This is a genomic window from Kordia periserrulae (assembly GCF_003054265.1).
In the GTDB taxonomy this organism is placed as follows: domain Bacteria; phylum Bacteroidota; class Bacteroidia; order Flavobacteriales; family Flavobacteriaceae; genus Kordia; species Kordia periserrulae.
In genome coordinates this window covers 449,714-466,350 of record NZ_QBKT01000001.1, presented here as the reverse complement: position 1 = coordinate 466,350, position 16,637 = coordinate 449,714, and the positions used below count along the sequence as shown (strand labels likewise).

General features: G+C 35.7%; 17 protein-coding genes. 11 read left to right on the top strand and 6 right to left on the bottom strand.

What is annotated here, in order from left to right:
- Positions 1-2 precede the first annotated feature (2 nt).
- The 10 genes from C8N46_RS02150 (at position 3) to tsaB (ending at position 8,383) form a co-directional block, all read left to right on the top strand.
- The gene (locus C8N46_RS02150; protein ID WP_108113201.1) at positions 3-707 is read left to right on the top strand and encodes an SCO family protein; all 705 of its coding nucleotides are present in this window, start codon (positions 3-5) and stop codon (positions 705-707) included.
- Positions 708-719: 12 nt separating this feature from the next.
- Positions 720-1,283: a DUF420 domain-containing protein gene (locus tag C8N46_RS02145; RefSeq protein ID WP_108113200.1), complete on the top strand. Its 564-nt coding sequence runs from the start codon at positions 720-722 to the stop codon at positions 1,281-1,283.
- On the top strand, positions 1,283-1,516 hold the full coding sequence (locus tag C8N46_RS02140) for a hypothetical protein (protein WP_108113199.1): 234 nt from the start codon (positions 1,283-1,285) through the stop codon (positions 1,514-1,516). Before C8N46_RS02145 ends, C8N46_RS02140 begins: the two co-directional genes overlap by 1 nt.
- A 127-nt stretch (positions 1,517-1,643) precedes the next feature.
- Entirely contained in the window at positions 1,644-2,345 is a 702-nt protein-coding gene (locus C8N46_RS02135; RefSeq protein ID WP_108113198.1) for an ABC transporter ATP-binding protein, read from the top strand.
- The gene (locus C8N46_RS02130) at positions 2,338-3,570 is read left to right on the top strand and encodes an ABC transporter permease (RefSeq protein ID WP_108113197.1); all 1,233 of its coding nucleotides are present in this window, start codon (positions 2,338-2,340) and stop codon (positions 3,568-3,570) included. Before C8N46_RS02135 ends, C8N46_RS02130 begins: the two co-directional genes overlap by 8 nt.
- Positions 3,571-3,586: 16 nt before the next feature.
- Entirely contained in the window at positions 3,587-4,846 is a 1,260-nt protein-coding gene (locus tag C8N46_RS02125; protein WP_108113196.1) for an ABC transporter permease, read from the top strand.
- 35 nt (positions 4,847-4,881) lie between these two features.
- Positions 4,882-6,036 carry an efflux RND transporter periplasmic adaptor subunit gene (locus C8N46_RS02120; RefSeq protein ID WP_108113195.1) on the top strand — a complete coding sequence of 385 codons (1,155 nt, stop codon included), beginning with the start codon at positions 4,882-4,884 and terminating at the stop codon, positions 6,034-6,036.
- A gap of 31 nt (positions 6,037-6,067) precedes the next feature.
- On the top strand, positions 6,068-7,399 hold the full coding sequence (locus C8N46_RS02115; protein WP_108113194.1) for a TolC family protein: 1,332 nt from the start codon (positions 6,068-6,070) through the stop codon (positions 7,397-7,399).
- Positions 7,400-7,461: 62 nt separating this feature from the next.
- Positions 7,462-7,629 carry a hypothetical protein gene (locus C8N46_RS02110; protein ID WP_245896695.1) on the top strand — a complete coding sequence of 56 codons (168 nt, stop codon included), beginning with the start codon at positions 7,462-7,464 and terminating at the stop codon, positions 7,627-7,629.
- 79 nt (positions 7,630-7,708) lie between these two features.
- On the top strand, positions 7,709-8,383 hold the full coding sequence (tsaB, locus tag C8N46_RS02105) for a tRNA (adenosine(37)-N6)-threonylcarbamoyltransferase complex dimerization subunit type 1 TsaB (protein WP_108113192.1): 675 nt from the start codon (positions 7,709-7,711) through the stop codon (positions 8,381-8,383).
- A gap of 73 nt (positions 8,384-8,456) precedes the next feature.
- Here the strand turns inward: tsaB and C8N46_RS02100 are convergent, their stop codons facing one another.
- The 4 genes from C8N46_RS02100 to C8N46_RS02085 form a co-directional block, all read right to left on the bottom strand.
- Positions 8,457-9,317 (bottom strand): mechanosensitive ion channel family protein, encoded by an 861-nt coding sequence (locus tag C8N46_RS02100; RefSeq protein ID WP_108113191.1) that lies wholly within the window; start codon positions 9,315-9,317, stop codon positions 8,457-8,459.
- A 127-nt stretch (positions 9,318-9,444) separates the two neighbouring features.
- On the bottom strand, positions 9,445-9,816 hold the full coding sequence (locus C8N46_RS02095; RefSeq protein ID WP_108113585.1) for a DUF1304 domain-containing protein: 372 nt from the start codon (positions 9,814-9,816) through the stop codon (positions 9,445-9,447).
- A gap of 123 nt (positions 9,817-9,939) precedes the next feature.
- A complete protein-coding gene (locus C8N46_RS02090) occupies positions 9,940-10,140 on the bottom strand; it encodes a dodecin family protein (RefSeq protein WP_108113584.1) in 201 nt (66 codons plus the stop codon).
- Between the two features lie 76 nt (positions 10,141-10,216).
- A complete protein-coding gene (locus tag C8N46_RS02085) occupies positions 10,217-11,122 on the bottom strand; it encodes a NifU family protein (RefSeq protein WP_108113583.1) in 906 nt (301 codons plus the stop codon).
- A gap of 433 nt (positions 11,123-11,555) precedes the next feature.
- On the opposite strand from C8N46_RS02085, the gene C8N46_RS02080 reads away from it, so the two are divergent.
- Complete coding sequence (locus C8N46_RS02080) at positions 11,556-12,560, top strand: PorP/SprF family type IX secretion system membrane protein (protein WP_108113190.1); 1,005 nt, start codon at positions 11,556-11,558, stop codon at positions 12,558-12,560.
- A gap of 68 nt (positions 12,561-12,628) precedes the next feature.
- Here the strand turns inward: C8N46_RS02080 and C8N46_RS02075 are convergent, their stop codons facing one another.
- Entirely contained in the window at positions 12,629-15,082 is a 2,454-nt protein-coding gene (locus tag C8N46_RS02075) for a LamG domain-containing protein (RefSeq protein ID WP_158269055.1), read from the bottom strand.
- 369 nt (positions 15,083-15,451) lie between these two features.
- Positions 15,452-16,627 (bottom strand): VWA domain-containing protein, encoded by a 1,176-nt coding sequence (locus C8N46_RS02070; RefSeq protein ID WP_108113188.1) that lies wholly within the window; start codon positions 16,625-16,627, stop codon positions 15,452-15,454.
- Positions 16,628-16,637 lie beyond the last annotated feature (10 nt).

The window sequence follows — 16,637 nt, the reverse complement described above, 5'->3', positions numbered from 1 at the left end:
ACATGCAAAAAAAGAACTATTCATACATCGGAATTGCGCTAATCATCTTAGTTTTTGGAATTATTTTCGTTCCTAAAATCGTTGACAAAGTGCAAAAAGGCGAAACGGTTGAAAAAGACCGAATGAATATTGTGGGTGCAGAACGAAACACCAAATTGATGTACCTTAAAATTGATGGAAAAGCACGAAGAGTGCCCGATTTTCTATTTATCAATCAAGATAGTTTAGAAATCTCTAATCAAGATTTTAATGGAAAAGTAACTGTGATGGAATTTTTCTTCACTACCTGTCCAACAATATGTCCTGTAATGAATAGCAACATGCGTACACTTGATGAAGAATTTCACGGACGCGACGATTTTGCCATTGCGTCATTCACCATCGATCCTAAGACAGATACGCCAAAAGTCTTAAAAGAATATGCAGAACGATATGGTGTAAAATCACTTAACTGGCATTTTTTAACAGGCGATTTGGAAGAAATTCACAAACTTTCCAATACAGGGTTTAACATCTTTACAGGAATCAATCCTGCGGTGGCTGGCGGATTTGAACATCAAGGATATTTTGCGTTGATTGATAAAAACGGTTTCATACGTTCGCGAAGAGATAAGCACGGAAATCCAAAAATCTACTATCAAGGAACCGATATTGAAGAAGTAGAAATGCTCAAACAAGACATTAAAAATTTACTAGAAGAAGAATAAATAGTGCATACTATGGAAGCAACAACCGACATCGAAAAAAAATATAAAAAACTGATTATTGCACTATCTGTAGCAATTCCTGTAGTAGTCGCTATTTTGTTTAGAGTAAAACTCGAAAGTGTAGAACCGTTGACATTTTTACCGCCAATTTATGCAACGATAAACGGAATTACGGCAGTAGTATTAATTGCTGCAGTCATTGCTATCAAAAACAAAAAAATAAAGCTGCACGAAACGTTGATGAAAATATGCATCGGACTATCAGTAGCATTCTTGGCGATGTATGTGGCGTATCACATGACTTCAGAATCTACTAAATACGGAAATCCTGATGCGTTTATGCGTGGTGTGTATTTCTTTATTCTGATTTCGCATATTGTGTTGAGTATTGCGATTATTCCGCTGGTGTTAATCACCTATGTAAAAGCCTTGGCAAAACGTTTCGACAAACACAAAAAAATAGCAAAAATCACCTTTCCAATTTGGTTATATGTTGCGATAACAGGCGTTGTAGTCTATCTTATGATTTCGCCGTACTACGACAAAGCTGTAGCAATTGTAAACGCTATTCCTTAATGAAAAAGAAACACTACATAGTATTTGTATTATTCTTGCTTGTTGTACTTCCGTCAGATGCGCAATGTGCCATGTGTAGAGCTGTATTAGAATCGGAAGCAGATGTATCACAAGCTAAGGGAATCAACAACGGAATCGTGTATTTAATGGCAATTCCTTACATTTTGGTCGGAATCACCATATTTTACATCTACAAACTTCTTAATAAGAAAGAAGCGGTAAAAAAATCATAGGTTTTTGTAACGAAATCGTGTTTGGATAGTCTTATATAGAAATCAATCAAAATAAGATTAACACAATATTAATAACACTTGTAACTGCAAATATGTAATATTGTGTTGACTAAACACCTAACCATCTATGATTCAAATCAAGGAACTTCACAAATCCTATCGTATGGGAAGTAACTCGCTTCACGTACTCAAAGGAATCAATCTCGATATCAAAGAAGGAGAATTTGTTTCCATCATGGGATCTTCTGGTTCAGGGAAATCTACCCTACTAAATATTATCGGAATGTTAGACGAAGCCGACAAAGGTTCGTACGTGCTCGACAATGTTCCAATTAAAAATTTAAGCGAAAAAAAAGCAGCAATCTACCGTAATAAATTCTTAGGTTTCATCTTTCAATCTTTCAATCTGATTAATTATAAAGATGCTGCCGAAAACGTAGCGCTGCCTTTATACTATCAAGGTATTTCGCGAAAAATCCGAAAAGAAAAAGCACTCTACTATCTTGAAAAAGTTGGACTAGCGGATTGGGCGCATCACTTACCAAGTGAGCTTTCTGGTGGACAAAAACAACGTGTAGCCATTGCACGTGCATTGGCTTCTGAGCCAAAAGTATTACTAGCCGATGAGCCAACAGGTGCATTAGATACCAAAACTTCATACGAAGTAATGGATTTTTTGCAAGGAATCAATGACGAAGGAAAAACAATTTTAGTAGTAACACACGAAGAAGACATTGCACACATGACCAAACGTATTGTGATGTTAAAAGACGGTGTGATAGAGCAAGACAAATTTGTAGAACAAGTAAGAGCTTCTGAACATGTTTGATTTAGATCGTTGGCGAGAAATATTCCAAACTATCAATAAAAACAAGCTAAGAACGCTCTTGGCAGGGTTTACTGTGACGCTTGGAATTTTGATTTTCACGATTCTTTTCGGAATGGGAAATGGACTCAAAAACACCTTTTACGAATCCTTTCAAGACGATGCACAAAATACCATTTTCATTAGCCCAAGAAGTACGTCAAAACCCTTCAAAGGCTTTAAGGAAAACAGGCGCATTGAGTTTGAAAACGAAGACCTAGAATTCTTAAAAGAAAAATTCGCAGACCGACTCGAACATATCACAGCACGTGTATTTAAAGGTGTTTCGGCAAAATATAAAAACGAATACGGAAGTTACGATGTGCGTGCAGTACATCCATCGCATCAATATTTAGAACAAACAGAAACATTCAAAGGACGCTATATCAATCAAAATGATATACGTACCGATGCGCGTGTGGCAGTTATCGGGCGTTTGGTAGAAAAAGACTTATTTGGCGATAAAGATGCTGTTGGAGAATACTTTAGCATGAACAAAATCGTGTATCGTGTTATCGGTGTTTTTAAAGATGAAGGAAGTGGCGACCGAGAAGAACGCACCATTTATACACCTGTAAGTACCACACAACGCATTTACAAAAACACGGAACGAATAGATCAAATCAATTTGATGTATGACATGAGTATCGGAGCTAACGGAGCCCGAAAACTTTCCAAAGAAATTGAAAAAGAACTCAAAAAACGACACAATATTGCGCCAAGCGACAGAAGTGCACTTCGAATTAACAACAAAATAGAAGACTTAGAAGAAACCTTGCAGTTTGCCAGTCTGTTGCAAATCATTGTCATTGTGATTGGTATCGGAACATTACTAGCAGGTGTCATTGGAATTAGTAATATCATGGTGTACATTGTAAAAGAACGTACCAAAGAACTCGGAATTCGCAAAGCATTAGGCGCCAAACCTAGTTCAGTCATCGGAATGATATTGCAGGAAACGGTAGTCATCACATTACTGTTTGGGTATATCGGTTTGGTCATCGGAAACTTTATATTAAATTCTATGGGCGATAAACTAAAAGACTGGTTTATCACCAATCCGAATGTAAGTCAAGGAACTATTATAGGTGCTACCATCATTTTAGTAATATCTGGACTCATTGCAGGATACATTCCCGCAAGACGCGCCGCAAAAGTAAAACCAATTGTCGCATTAAGAGACGAATAAACAACACCAAGAAACGATGAAATTTATATTTACAAGAGATACTTGGCAAGAAATTTTCGGAACCATTCGTAAAAACAAACTACGAACGGCAATTACGATTATTGGTGTTTTTTGGGGAATTCTACTCTTTGTAGGATTGCAAGGAGCCGCCAAAGGAATGGAAAATGGTTTTGATGTAACGTTTAAAGATTTAGCTACCAATAGTATTTTTCTTTGGGGACAACAAACGGGAATTCCCTACGGCGGTTACAACAGAAATCGTAACATTCAACTTGAAATTAGTGATACCTACCGAATTGCCAATCAAATAGAAGGCGTGCAATTTGTAGCACCACGAAATGCGAGAGGATTATTTGGAGGCGCTGCGCCACTTGTGGTAAACGATATGAAATCTGAAAACTATAAGGTTTTTGGCGATTATCCAATTATTGACAATGTGTCGAAAAAGAAGTTGCGCAAAGGTCGTTTCTTAAATCAAAAAGATATCAAAGACAGTCGTAAAATATGTGTCATTGGAGAACGTGTAGAAAGAGAACTCTTTGAAAAAGACGAAAATCCTGTTGGACAATACATCAAAATCAACAATGTGTATTTTCAAGTAGTCGGCGTGTACAAAAGAAACAATACAGATTTCTTTGAAGGAGACGACTCTATCTTTATTCCGTTTACAACGTTTAAAAAAGTATTCAATACAGGAAACAGAATCGGTTGGATGGTTATTGCAGGATATCCTGAAGAAGACATTGTTGCCATTGAAGAAAAAACAAAAGAATTACTTAAAAGAAGATACACCGTGCATCCAAATGATGAACGCGCCTTTGGAGCAGCAAACTTTGGAGAAATGTTTGGTAAAATCACAGGATTTGTCAAAGGACTCAAATTTACAGCACTTATTGTGGGAATTGCCACCATTTTAGCAGGCGTTATCGCAATTGGAAATATATTATTAATCACGGTAAAAGAACGTACCAAAGAAATCGGAATCCGACGTGCATTGGGCGCAAAACCAAATGAAATTCGCGGACAAATCATTTTAGAATCGGTATTTTTAACGCTGGTTGCTGGACTTTTAGGAATGACCGTTGGAGGATTGTCACTAAAATTACTAAATAACTTTACCAAAGGATTGGATTTTCCATTCATCAATCCAACGGTAAGTTTGGAATACATCGGTTTAGCCATTGCCATAATGGTCATATTAGGAACGCTCATTGGACTCATACCAGCGCAACGCGCCGTAAGTATTCGACCAATAGAAGCCTTACGAGAAGAATAACAACATCAATCATACACTAAATTAAGAATCATATAATGAAAAAAGTTTTAAAAACCCTGTTGATACTATTACTATTGGTAGCTGCTTTTTTTGCAGGTTCATACTTTGTAAACACCAATAAAACGAACGTAGAAACTTTTGAAACTACGACACCTTTTAAAACAACTATTATTGAAAAAACCGTCGCTGCGGGAACGGTAATCCCAGAAGATGAAGTGGAAATAAAACCGCAAATCTCAGGAATTATTGAAAAAATATTTGTGGAAGAAGGTGACAAAATCCAAACAGGAGATTTAATTGCGAGAATCAAAGTAGTACCAAACGAACAATCGCTAAACAGCGCTCGAAATCGTATTAAAAATGCACAAATTGTGTTAGACAATGCAAAAATTGCATTCGATAGAAACAAAACGCTTTTTGACAAAGGCATCATTTCGAGTCAAGAATTTGAGCGTTCAGAACTTTCGTACAATCAGGCAAAACAAGACGTGCGAAATGCACAAAGCGATTTGCAAATCATCAAAAAAGGTTCTGTAGGTGGTTCTGCGGCAAATACAAACATTAGAGCAACGGTTTCAGGAACGATTTTAATCATTCCTATCAAAGAAGGTGATCAAGTGATTGAAAGTAATAATTTCAATGCAGGAACTACCATTGCTACCATTGCAGATTTAGGAAAAATGATTTTTGAAGGGAAAGTTGACGAAGCTGAAGTTGGAAAATTAAAGCCAAATTCTGAACTTATCGTAAATTTAGGCGCGATTGAAGATAAAGATTTTCCAGCAACACTTACTTTCGTAGCACCAAAAGGTGTGGAAGAAAGCGGAACGGTGCAATTCAAAATAAAAGCAGATGTAGCGTTGGACGATGAATTTTTCATCAGAGCAGGATATAGCGCGAATGCAACGATTGAACTTGGAAAAAAAGAAGATATCTTAGTGATTGACGAAGGGCTGTTGCGATTTGATGCTAAGAATGATGACAAACCGTATGTAGAAATTGAAAAAGGCGAGCAAGAGTTTGAGAAAAAATTCATAGAAGTTGGTATCTCTGACGGAAAAAATATCGAAATAAAATCTGGATTAAAAGAAGACGATAAAATCAAAATCTGGAACAAATACGCTGTCAAAAAAGAAGATCAGGAAAAGAAAGAAGGCGAAGAAAATAACAAAGAAGAAACAAACGAATAAAACCGAAAAACAGCATAACCATTACAGTACCATGAAAAAAGTTTATATCATTATCGTGTTATTAGCAGGATTTACAACGTTTGCTACCGCACAAAAAAAATGGACATTAAAAGAGTGTGTCGACTATGCGTTGGAAAATAATATTGCCATCAAACAAGCGCAACTCGACCGACAAAATACAGAATTAGACAAAAGTGACGCCGTAGGAAGTTTTCTGCCAACAGCAAATATTTCAGCTAGACATTCGTGGAGTATAGGTTTAGGGCAAAACCCGCTTACAGGTCAAATTCAAACAGCAACTCAGCAAAACTCTAATGGATCTATAAATGTAAATGTTGATATCTATAATGGTTTGCAAAATGTCAATAGATTGCACCGAGCAAATTTGGCATTATTAGCCAATCAATATCAGTTAGACGATATTAAAGACAATACATCCTTACAGGTTGTGCAATCGTTTTTACAGATTCTCTTCAATAAAGAATCGCTCAAAGTGTTAAAAGCACAGTATGAAGTAACGATGAACGAGCTCAATCGTACAAACGAATTGGTAAAAGAAGGTGTGGTGCCACGTGGTGATGCCTTAGAAATTGAAGCCAATGCCGCAACACAAGAACAGCAAATTGTGAACGCTGAAAATAACTTGCGTCTTTCCAAAATATCATTGGCGCAGTTGTTATTGTTAAACGATTACGAAACGTTTGATATTGCTGAAGGCGATTATATGATTCCGTCAACAACGATTATGAACAATACGCCGCGACAAATTTTTGAAAAGTCATTGGAAGTACGAAATGATGTAAAAATATCACAAACCAATATCGAATTGGCAGAATACGATTTAAAAATAGCAAAAGGAACGCTATTGCCTAGCTTATCTGGTTTTTACGGATTTAGTACTACCGTTTTTGATAGTGAACTTTTTCCAACCAACCCATTTTTTGTTCAGGTTTCTGATAACAAAACACATTCGTTTGGATTGCAGTTAAGTATTCCAATTCTTAATGGTTTTAGAAGTAGAAACAGTGTGCGACGTTCAAGAATCAATATTGAACGCGCGAAATTTAACTTAGAACAAACTAAAATTGATTTAGAAGCAACGGTCAATCAGGCGTACAATGATACCAAAGGTGCGTTAAAAGCCTATGAAGCTGCTGAAAAAACCTTAGTAGCACGTAGAGAAGCTCACAAATATTCTACTGAACGTTTCAATGAAGGAATGATGAACTCGTTCGATTTTAGTCAATCAAAACAGCGTTTGGAAGCTGCGGAATCGGATGTAGTTCGAACCAAGTACGACTATATTTTCCGTTTAAAAATACTAGAATTCTATTTCGGATTGCCGCTAACAGATTTTAAATAGATAATGAGTAGGTCTAAAAAAAGATAAAAATTAGAGGAGTTACGTCGGCAGATTCCGAAAAGGTGAATAAGCGTGATGCTAATAGAAAATTTCGGAGAATCGTAAAGCAAAAAATTAAAAAAGAAGAAGATAAATTGCCAAAATTACGTGAAATCTCAAATGTTTGGGCTTTTGAAAAAGATGGTAAAATATATGACGAGCGGATGACAGAAAAAGATTTTCGGAAATAATAATAAAAACACACAAAAAGCATCAATTCTTATATAACGATTGATGCTTTTTTTATTTTTGTAAAAAATTAGCAATCCAATGGCAATACGATTATACTTAGAAACCTCAACGACGAATTGTTCGGTGTGTTTGGCAGATGATGAAGAGATTCTTTATTTTAAGGAAGAAAACGATAAAAACTACTCGCATTCTGAAAAATTACACGTATTTATCAAAGAAGCTTTTGAAACTGCCAATATTCAGTCAACAGACATTGCGGCAGTGGTTGTTGGAAAAGGGCCAGGTTCGTACACAGGATTGCGCATTGGAGTTTCTGCTGCTAAAGGATTGTGTTTTGCTGCTGACGTAGATTTGCTTGCGATTGAAAGTTTGGAAATTTTAGCTCGTGCTATTGCTATTACAGACGGCGTTATTGTACCACTGTTAGATGCGCGCCGTATGGAAGTATATTCAGCAGTATTTGATGCAAATTACAACCAAATTAGAGATACAAAGGCAGAAATCATCACAGAGGCTTCTTTTGCTGCTGAATTAGCCAAAGGAAAAGTACATTTTATAGGAAACGGTGCTGAAAAATGCAAAGGTATTATTGCGCATGAAAATGCGGTGTTTTATGATGAGGTGTATTTTCCATCTACTGAAAAAATGATTCCGATTGCTAAAGAAAAGCACAAAAAAAACGACCTCGAAGATGTCGCATATTTTGAACCGTATTATTTAAAAGATTTCGTCGTAACGAAGTCTAAAAAGTAAACACAAACGATACTATAAAAAAAATCCTATTGTAAATTATGGTACAATAGGATTTTCTAATTTTATCTAACAGTTATTCTCCTTTGTGAATCTCAACACTGTGTGGATAAGGAATCTCAATTCCTGCAGCATCTAGTGCAATCTTAGCATTTTCTTGCATGTAGAAATACACATCCCAATAATCTTCTGTTTTTACCCACGGACGCACTGCGAAGTTTACAGAACTATCTGCCAGTTCTAAAACAGTTACGCTTGGAGCAGGCTCTTTCAAAATAGTATCATTATCCGTCATGATTTTCATCAACACATCTTTAGTTTGTTTGATATCGGCATCATAACTCACGCCAAAAACCAAATCGACTCTTCGTTTTTCCTCTGCAGAATAGTTGATGATATTTCCATTAGAAACTGCACCGTTTGGTAAAATGGCTAGTTTGTTTCCAACGGTGTTTAAGTGTGTGGTAAATATTTGAATTTCTTTTACAGTTCCCATCACGCCTTGTGCTTCAATAAAATCGCCAATTCTGTATGGTTTGAAAATCATGATGAGCACACCGCCCGCAAAATTTGACAGTGACCCTTGCAATGCCAAACCAATTGCCAAACCAGCTGCACCAATAATAGCCGCAAATGACGTAGTTTCAATGCCCAATTGCGAAGCTACAATAACAAATAATAAAATTTTAAGTGTCCAACTTAGTAAACTTCCTAGGAATTTTTGCAACGTATCGTCAACTCCGCGCTTTTTCATAATTTTCTTTGAAACGCGCACAATCATTTTGATGATAAACAATCCAATGATGAGTATGGCAAGTGCAGCAACCACTTTTAATCCATAATCAAAAATAATTTGTTTAAAGTCAAAATTGCCAAGCCAACTTGTTGCAGTGTTGGCATCTTCTGTGGAAGTTTGTGTAGTATTTCCTGTTTGCATAGTATTGATTTTTTATTGAGTGTAAAATTATAAAATCGAGTTTTTTCAACGTTAAATTAGCGACAAATTTTGGGGGAATCTATCAACGGTAAAAAAATCTGTCGTTTGACACCTTTGAATCTATTTGTTACATCTTTAAAAACATGCGTAGTAAAATAACAATCAATGCCAAAAATGCAGGTGTTCCTTGAATGATTAAAATTCGCTTGCTGTTGGTGGAATACGAACCATATACAGCAGCAATGCACACACAGATAATAAAAAATAGACTAACGTGTATCTCTTTGGTGTACAATGACCAAAACAATCCTGCCGCTAAAAAGCCATTGTACAATCCTTGATTGGCAGCAAGTGTTTTGGTTTCTTCGGCAAAACTTTTCGATTTTAAGCCAAAACTTTTCATGCCTTTCGGTGTAGTCCATAAAAACATTTCAAGGTATAAAATGTACACGTGCTCTATCGCGACAAGCGCAATAAGAATGATTTCTAAAGTTCTCATAAGCTGTTCTTTATTTATTGTTGTTAAGATTAAGGCATACATAAGATATGGAAAAACTTTGAGTATAAAAAAAAGCGTTATCAAATACTGACAACGCTTTTGTACGTATGATTGATTTCTTTGTTATTTTACTTCAAACGTAAGTTTTACGTTTACACGGTATTCAACAACGGCATCGCCATCTACAATAGCGCTTTGCTCTTGCACATATACGGAGCGGATGTTTTTTACCGATTTTGCTGCTTGTTTTACTGCTTTTGCAGTCGCGTCTTCCCAACTCTTTTTAGAGTTTGAAAGTACTTCTATTACTTTTAAAACTGCCATAATTAGTGTTTTTTTAAAGGTTATTAAATATTTTACCTTATAAATTACAGCAATTCTTGTAATAAACAAAGATTTCTTATCCGTTAATTGCAATAACTTCGTTAATCTGCCCTTTTAATAGGTTTTTTAGCGTGTTTTCAATACCACTTTTCAAGGTCATGGTAGAAGACGGACAACCGCTACAAGCGCCTTGCAACACAACTTTAACCACTTTTGAGTTTGGATCGTACGAGTCGAACATAATGTTTCCACCGTCGCTTGCCACTGCTGGTTTGATGTATTCTTCTAAAATGTTGACAATTTCTTTAGAAATATCGTCCAGCGCTTCAAAACTTTCGTCTGAAATTTCAATTTTTTCTTTCTGTTCGGCAGGAATGTCTTTTGAAATGACTTCTTTTCCTTCTTGAATATAATTTCGGATAAATTCACGAATCTCCATCGTAATATCATTCCAATCGACCATATCGTACTTGGTGATGGAAATATAGTTTTTATCTAAAAAGACTTCTTTTACGAATGGAAAATGGAACAACGCTTGTGCCAGCGGTGCATATTTAGTTTCGTCAATATTTTTAAACTCAAAAATGCGCTCTACTATTTTTTTATTGGCAACAAACTTCATCACAGTCGGATTTGGCGTACTTTCTGCGTATACAGTAACAGGAACTACTTTTTTTGCTGTAGCCGATTCGCTGATGATTTCTTTACCACTGTTAATATATTCTTGAATTTGCTCAGCAACTTCATCTTGTACATCTTCCCAAGTCACAATATTATAACGCTCAATGGCGATAAAATTTCCCGAAATAAAGATTGTTTTTACAAATGGCAAGTAAAATAATTGCTGTGCTAAAGGCGAATCTTTTGCATCGTCAATATTTTTAAATTCGTAACTATTATGTCGTGTTAAAAATGTGCTTGCTTCAAACTTTACAATTGCGGGATTGCTTGTTTTTTCTATTTGTATTGTAATACCACTCATGGTTTCAATTTTTTTACAAAAGTAACCATTATCGCTGGATTCTGTAAATGGAGTCGCGTAAATTATTCTTTTGAAAAGTGGTGTTTGCAAGAAATTTATTTTTTGTGTTAAAATAATTAGTAAATAATTACGTTTTTAATAAATTAACAGCGAAAATGAAACCATGTAGAAAATAGGTTTCATTCAAACGAGTTTCTTAGGGTAACATCGATAATTAATTATGATAAGCATTACATACTTATCAAATAATTTATATATTTGACCAAATGTGTGGCATTTTGCGCTATGGAAACGCCTATTTTACAGGAGTATTGCATATAACTAACTGAAACACAAACAACTAAAAGCCTCGTTATCAAATAAATAAGTTGCATTGAATTTCGATACGACTCATATCGTATCGATAATTTTTTACACAAAAAGATACACACTAATGAAATTTAAAAAATACTTAGCTATTGTTGCCATCGCATTTGGAGTACAATGCTCTTTTTCGCAAGATGGACTTCCTGTTTATGTAGACTATCTTTCTGACAATTTATATCTGATACATCCTTCGATGGCGGGCGCTTCTAACGCTTCTAAAATCAGATTGACAGCTAGGCAACAATGGTTTGATGTAGATAACGCACCATCATTACAAACATTGAGTTTTAATACGCGCGTAGGCGACAAAGTAGGAGTTGGAGCTATTGTGTATAACGACGAAAACGGAAATTTCTCGCAGCAAGGTGTGTATTTAACATTCGCATATCACTTATTGTTATCTAGAAATAGAGTAGACTTAAATCAATTATCATTCGGAATTAGTACAGGATTCACCCAAGGAACATTAGATGAAACAGGTTTTGATATCATCAACAATCCTGACCCTATCATTTCTGGTGGACGATTGAATACAACGTATTTTAATGTAGATTTTGGAGCTTCGTACTATTTCTTAGATTTCTTTGCGCATTTAACCATTAAAAACGCATTGCCAACACAAAGAGATTTATTCTCGCAGGAATTTGAATCGAAAAACCAACGTCGCTACTTAGCGTCTGCAGGATATACATTCGGAGCTTATGATAGCGATTGGACATACGAGCCATCAATCATGTTTCAATATACAGAAGAGACGCAAGAATCTTCTATTGATGCTAACATAAAAGTGTACAGAAGTATGGAGTTCGGTTCTGTTTGGGGCGGATTGTCGTATAGAAGAAGTTTAGACGGCGCAGAATTCGTAAACGGAACACAGGTTGACAATCAGAAACTACAGTACATTACACCATTTGTAGGTGTAAATTACAATCGTTTTATGTTTGCGTACACGTATTCGTACCAAGCAAATTCTTTAGTGCTTTCTAACGGAGGTTATCACCAAATTACGTTAGGATACGATTTCGGAGATCGAAGAGATCCGTATGATTGTAACTGTCCTGCGATTAACTAAGACATTTAATCTTTACACTATATGAAAAAGGCTTGCATCAAAACGCAAGCCTTTTTCTTTTATGTATTTTATGGTATAAACACTTTCTTTCGTACATGATTGCCGTTACTATCAGTCAGTATAACAATATAAAAGCCTTGTTCAAATTTCTTTTTGATAAAGTCTGACTTTCTATCTGTATACACTGTATGACCGCTCAAGTCAGAAACCTGAATAGCTTCAATGGTACGTTCTGTAACAATGGCAATTCCGTTGTTTTGCAATCGTAATCGCACATTTGGTAAGGTAACTATAGGACTTTCATCATCTGTTGAACGTGTTTCATTTTCTTGAATTAGCAGTTCAAATCTGTTAGCTACATCACCAACGTCCAATGTAAATGTATAGGAAGCTTCTCGTAAGTTATGCGTAACTCCTGTAGTGTTGTCTTTTAGTAAAATTTCATGATTCGCCAATCCTTCTTCGTTATCCAATTCAATAGTATGCTCCATATTGATGTTTGTTGCCACTCCAAGTGGAATTACATTGTCTAAAGAAGGCAACGCATTTATGGTATATTTTTCATCATCAATTAGTGTGTACGCATATACCGTTTTAAAATCTAGTAATTTTCCATCTAAACCATAATCATCTGCGGCAGTTGCGCCTGGAAGTGTTCCAATCAATATTTGATCAAAATCGCCTTCCTCATTCGACAAATTAATCCAGCATTTTTTTACATCATTTTCATTTGTGCTTGTTGTGGTTTGACGATAAAATTGTGTGTTGCTTCCTTCAATACGCATGTCATTATCAAAAATGATAGTTCCAGAAGTATTTTCACGTGTTTCTACCACAAATCCTTGTCCAGCACTAATGGCATTATTTGGAGTTGTAGGTGCTCTAAAAGTTGGATCGTTGAACGATTGTGCTTCATTTTTAGTAGTTACGCCGCCTAAACGTGTGTACGTAGCGTAACCGCCAATATATTCGTCATATACATGCGAGTTTCCTGACCATTGTTCCCAAAAATAGATAGTACCTGTAATGGTTGCATTATTTCTTTCAATAAATTCATCGGCAGAAATTGCGGAAGGATATGGATTTCCAATCAAATACGAATTGTTATCCACATATACCAACGGAACCGTAACATCACCATTGGTAGGAACGCCTTCAATAGTAGCTTTTGCTTGCGACGGATTGCTACCCAAAGGACCTTTTAGCGTAAAACCGAATCCTTTATCAATTTCTGTGGTTTGACTAATTTGTGACCAGAAAATATTATCTGCATCATTTCCAAAGCCACCTTGTGTTCCTGTCAATAAAAACAACCAATATGGATCGCGTTGTCCTTCGGAAGTTCCAAAATTAAAGATGTCTTCAGGTGTTAAAAGTTTTTCATTGAGCGTCGGATTTGTTGTCCACGGCGCTGATATTGGTGGTGTTTCATATAAGATATCAATACTTTTTACAGCAGGCAACGACCAGTAACTGTATCTAAATTCGTTGGTGTTTCCGGTTCTTTTCATAACGATTGGATATTGATTCACAATACCTTCATCAAGTTGCACTAAAGACGAACCTTCTTCCAGCGTTAATAAACCTTGCGTGTGCAAATATGAGTCAACTGTAAATGTGCTATTTTCAGTAACCGTTAATGAGCCGTTTTGGGAAATGCTGATATTTTTTAAAGATACATTGTTGGAAATAGATGTACTCGCTTCAATTCCTACGTTGGAAGGCGCTGCTTGAAAATTATACCAGTTTTCTGCTAAATAATAATCGTCGCTAACAGCTCCTGTAAAGCTAGAAAAGCTCGATGACGTAATCCAGTTTCTTGAATCAATATTATTAGTAATACCATTATTTCCGTTACCGGTAATATCTATAACATTACTAGTATTAGAAGCGTCGTCAAAATCATAGTACAAATCTAAATCAGTTTCTCTTCCGGTAAGATGTGTGTACATTTGCGCTTGAATTTCAGCTTCGGTTTTTGCTTTTCGCCAAATTCTAAATTCATCAACAGCACCATCCAAATTAGCCGTATTTCTACCATCTATATTGACGCCGCCGATATGTATATCATTGTTAGAAGTATTACATGATATATTATGATGTGTTTTCGTGGCATGACCAACGCGTCTTCCATTTACATAAAAATAAAATTCATTCCCTCCGTTATACACAAAAGCAACATGATACCATGTATCAACTTCCAATTCGTACGGAATTTCCAAAATCGGCAATCGTCCAAAATTATTATTTTGTCTTTCTGTTGGAATAAAGCCAATATACGTGCCATTGAAAAGGTCATTACCTACCAGCACAATTGGTTTGGCACAGCGTATAAAATTCGGATTGAAATAATTTCCAGAACCGAAAATTACCTGGTCAGAACTAAAGAAAGGTATATTACTTAACTTGAACAAGCATTCAACTGTATACGGATTTCCATTAGTCATAAACTCACCGTAGTTTTGAATTTCTACAAACTCTCGGTTGTTGTCTACTTCAATTGCGTAATTGTCCTGAGCCATTGTCAAATTAGACATTAAAAAAAAAGATAAAAAAACAAAAAGGGGAATCTGTTTTTTCTTTACATAAAAAGTAATTGTATGCATCATAGTTTTTGTATTAATTCGGGGATTAGTTATTGACTTTCAAAGCCTTCTGTCAATACATACGAAGTTTATGATGTGTTGGTTTTCTGTGGGTTAAATTATTTTATAAAAAAAGAAAGTTTAGCAATAACACAGGTTATTACTAAACTTTCAGTGTGTGAATCAGCATGCTTTTAAAAATTTTTGCGCAGGCAAAAAGAAAAAACCAACCAATTTGCGAAGCAAATAAAAGGCTAATATCTAAAAGCGAAGCGCTCTAATTATCTAAAAGCAAAGCAGTCTAAATTACCATGTGTAATTTTTACGGGCTGCTTGCTTTTTGATAGCTTGAATGATAGCGCTTTCCAAATCATTTTTTCCTTTTTCAGTACTTTTTTCAGAAATGTATGCTTTTCGCTTCGCGTTTAACTCACGAATTTTTTGTTGAATTTCTTTTCGCTTTTTTTGCTGTTCTTTCACATACGTTAAAATCTGCTCTTTCGATTTGCCTTTGAGTTCTTTTGGTAATTCACTTTCGGACAATTCGTCTACTTTGACAGAATCGTTGGCAATTCCGTCTACTAAGTCCCAAGAAGAATTAGTGTAAAAATCGGAGCTTTTAGAAACCGCTCTGTCTACCGCAATTTCAGCATTGATAGAACTCGCGTTTGCATCTTGTGTTGCTTGTTTCGTCATTCTGTAATTTCCTTTGGAACCATATGCGATGTAAGTTGAGTTTAAGCTTGCATTGTATCCCATAATCTTTTTATCGTACGGAGTTTCTATATAAGCAATACTTTTATTGTGCGCAATGGTCATATAATCTCCTTTTCCCAATACCGCACCATCTTTCCACATACCTGAAATTCCTTGTTCATAGTTTCCACAAAAAATAGTATTGATAACAACGTCTTTTTCAATAGCGTTGGTAATGGCATCTTTATAGCTGATAGTTCCTTGCGTAAAAGGTTCGTTTCCAGCAATGAATAACAGTTTCAAATCTTTCGGATTGTTTCCCCAATTTAGTTGATCCATGGATGTTTGAATTACATGTCCGCAGAACTCATTCCCACCGCGTGTGGTTAACGAAAATAGCTTTTCAGAAATTTCATCCAAGTCATTACTAAATCCTAATACTTGTCGAATATAACCTTCTTCCGATGGCAAATTGTCGTTTCCGTATTCGTATAAGGCAATTTCCAAACTAGGCTTTTCTGTACCGCATTTTGCATACGAAAGCTCATTGATAATTTCCCATAACTGTGCTTTCGCTTGATGAATCAATCCGTCCATACTATTACTAGTGTCTAACAATAGCGCGACTTTAATGGTGTTTTTAGCAACAACTTTTGTAGTCAGTACTGTAGTTGCGTTTAAATTCGTTGCTGTTTCACTCAACAGCACAGTGTCTGTTTTTGAGTTTCCTTTACAAGCACCCACAAAAAGTAACGTACTTGCAATGAATAAATTTAATTTTTTCATGTTTTTTGTT

Excerpts from the sequence above, each read along its gene's own strand:
- C8N46_RS02115 (WP_108113194.1), top strand. The coding sequence starts at position 6,068 with ATGAAAAAAGTTTATATCATTATCGTGTTATTAGCAGGATTTACAACG.
- C8N46_RS02090 (WP_108113584.1), bottom strand. The coding sequence starts at position 10,140 with ATGGCAGTTTTAAAAGTAATAGAAGTACTTTCAAACTCTAAAAAGAGT.
- C8N46_RS02140 (WP_108113199.1), top strand. The coding sequence starts at position 1,283 with ATGAAAAAGAAACACTACATAGTATTTGTATTATTCTTGCTTGTTGTA.
- C8N46_RS02095 (WP_108113585.1), bottom strand. The coding sequence starts at position 9,816 with ATGAGAACTTTAGAAATCATTCTTATTGCGCTTGTCGCGATAGAGCAC.
- C8N46_RS02080 (WP_108113190.1), top strand. The coding sequence starts at position 11,556 with ATGAAATTTAAAAAATACTTAGCTATTGTTGCCATCGCATTTGGAGTA.
- C8N46_RS02125 (WP_108113196.1), top strand. The coding sequence starts at position 3,587 with ATGAAATTTATATTTACAAGAGATACTTGGCAAGAAATTTTCGGAACC.
- C8N46_RS02130 (WP_108113197.1), top strand. The coding sequence starts at position 2,338 with ATGTTTGATTTAGATCGTTGGCGAGAAATATTCCAAACTATCAATAAA.
- tsaB (WP_108113192.1), top strand. The coding sequence starts at position 7,709 with ATGGCAATACGATTATACTTAGAAACCTCAACGACGAATTGTTCGGTG.
- C8N46_RS02120 (WP_108113195.1), top strand. The coding sequence starts at position 4,882 with ATGAAAAAAGTTTTAAAAACCCTGTTGATACTATTACTATTGGTAGCT.
- C8N46_RS02100 (WP_108113191.1), bottom strand. The coding sequence starts at position 9,317 with ATGCAAACAGGAAATACTACACAAACTTCCACAGAAGATGCCAACACT.
- C8N46_RS02085 (WP_108113583.1), bottom strand. The coding sequence starts at position 11,122 with ATGAGTGGTATTACAATACAAATAGAAAAAACAAGCAATCCCGCAATT.
- C8N46_RS02070 (WP_108113188.1), bottom strand. The coding sequence starts at position 16,627 with ATGAAAAAATTAAATTTATTCATTGCAAGTACGTTACTTTTTGTGGGT.
- C8N46_RS02075 (WP_158269055.1), bottom strand. The coding sequence starts at position 15,082 with ATGGCTCAGGACAATTACGCAATTGAAGTAGACAACAACCGAGAGTTT.
- C8N46_RS02135 (WP_108113198.1), top strand. The coding sequence starts at position 1,644 with ATGATTCAAATCAAGGAACTTCACAAATCCTATCGTATGGGAAGTAAC.
- C8N46_RS02145 (WP_108113200.1), top strand. The coding sequence starts at position 720 with ATGGAAGCAACAACCGACATCGAAAAAAAATATAAAAAACTGATTATT.
- C8N46_RS02150 (WP_108113201.1), top strand. The coding sequence starts at position 3 with ATGCAAAAAAAGAACTATTCATACATCGGAATTGCGCTAATCATCTTA.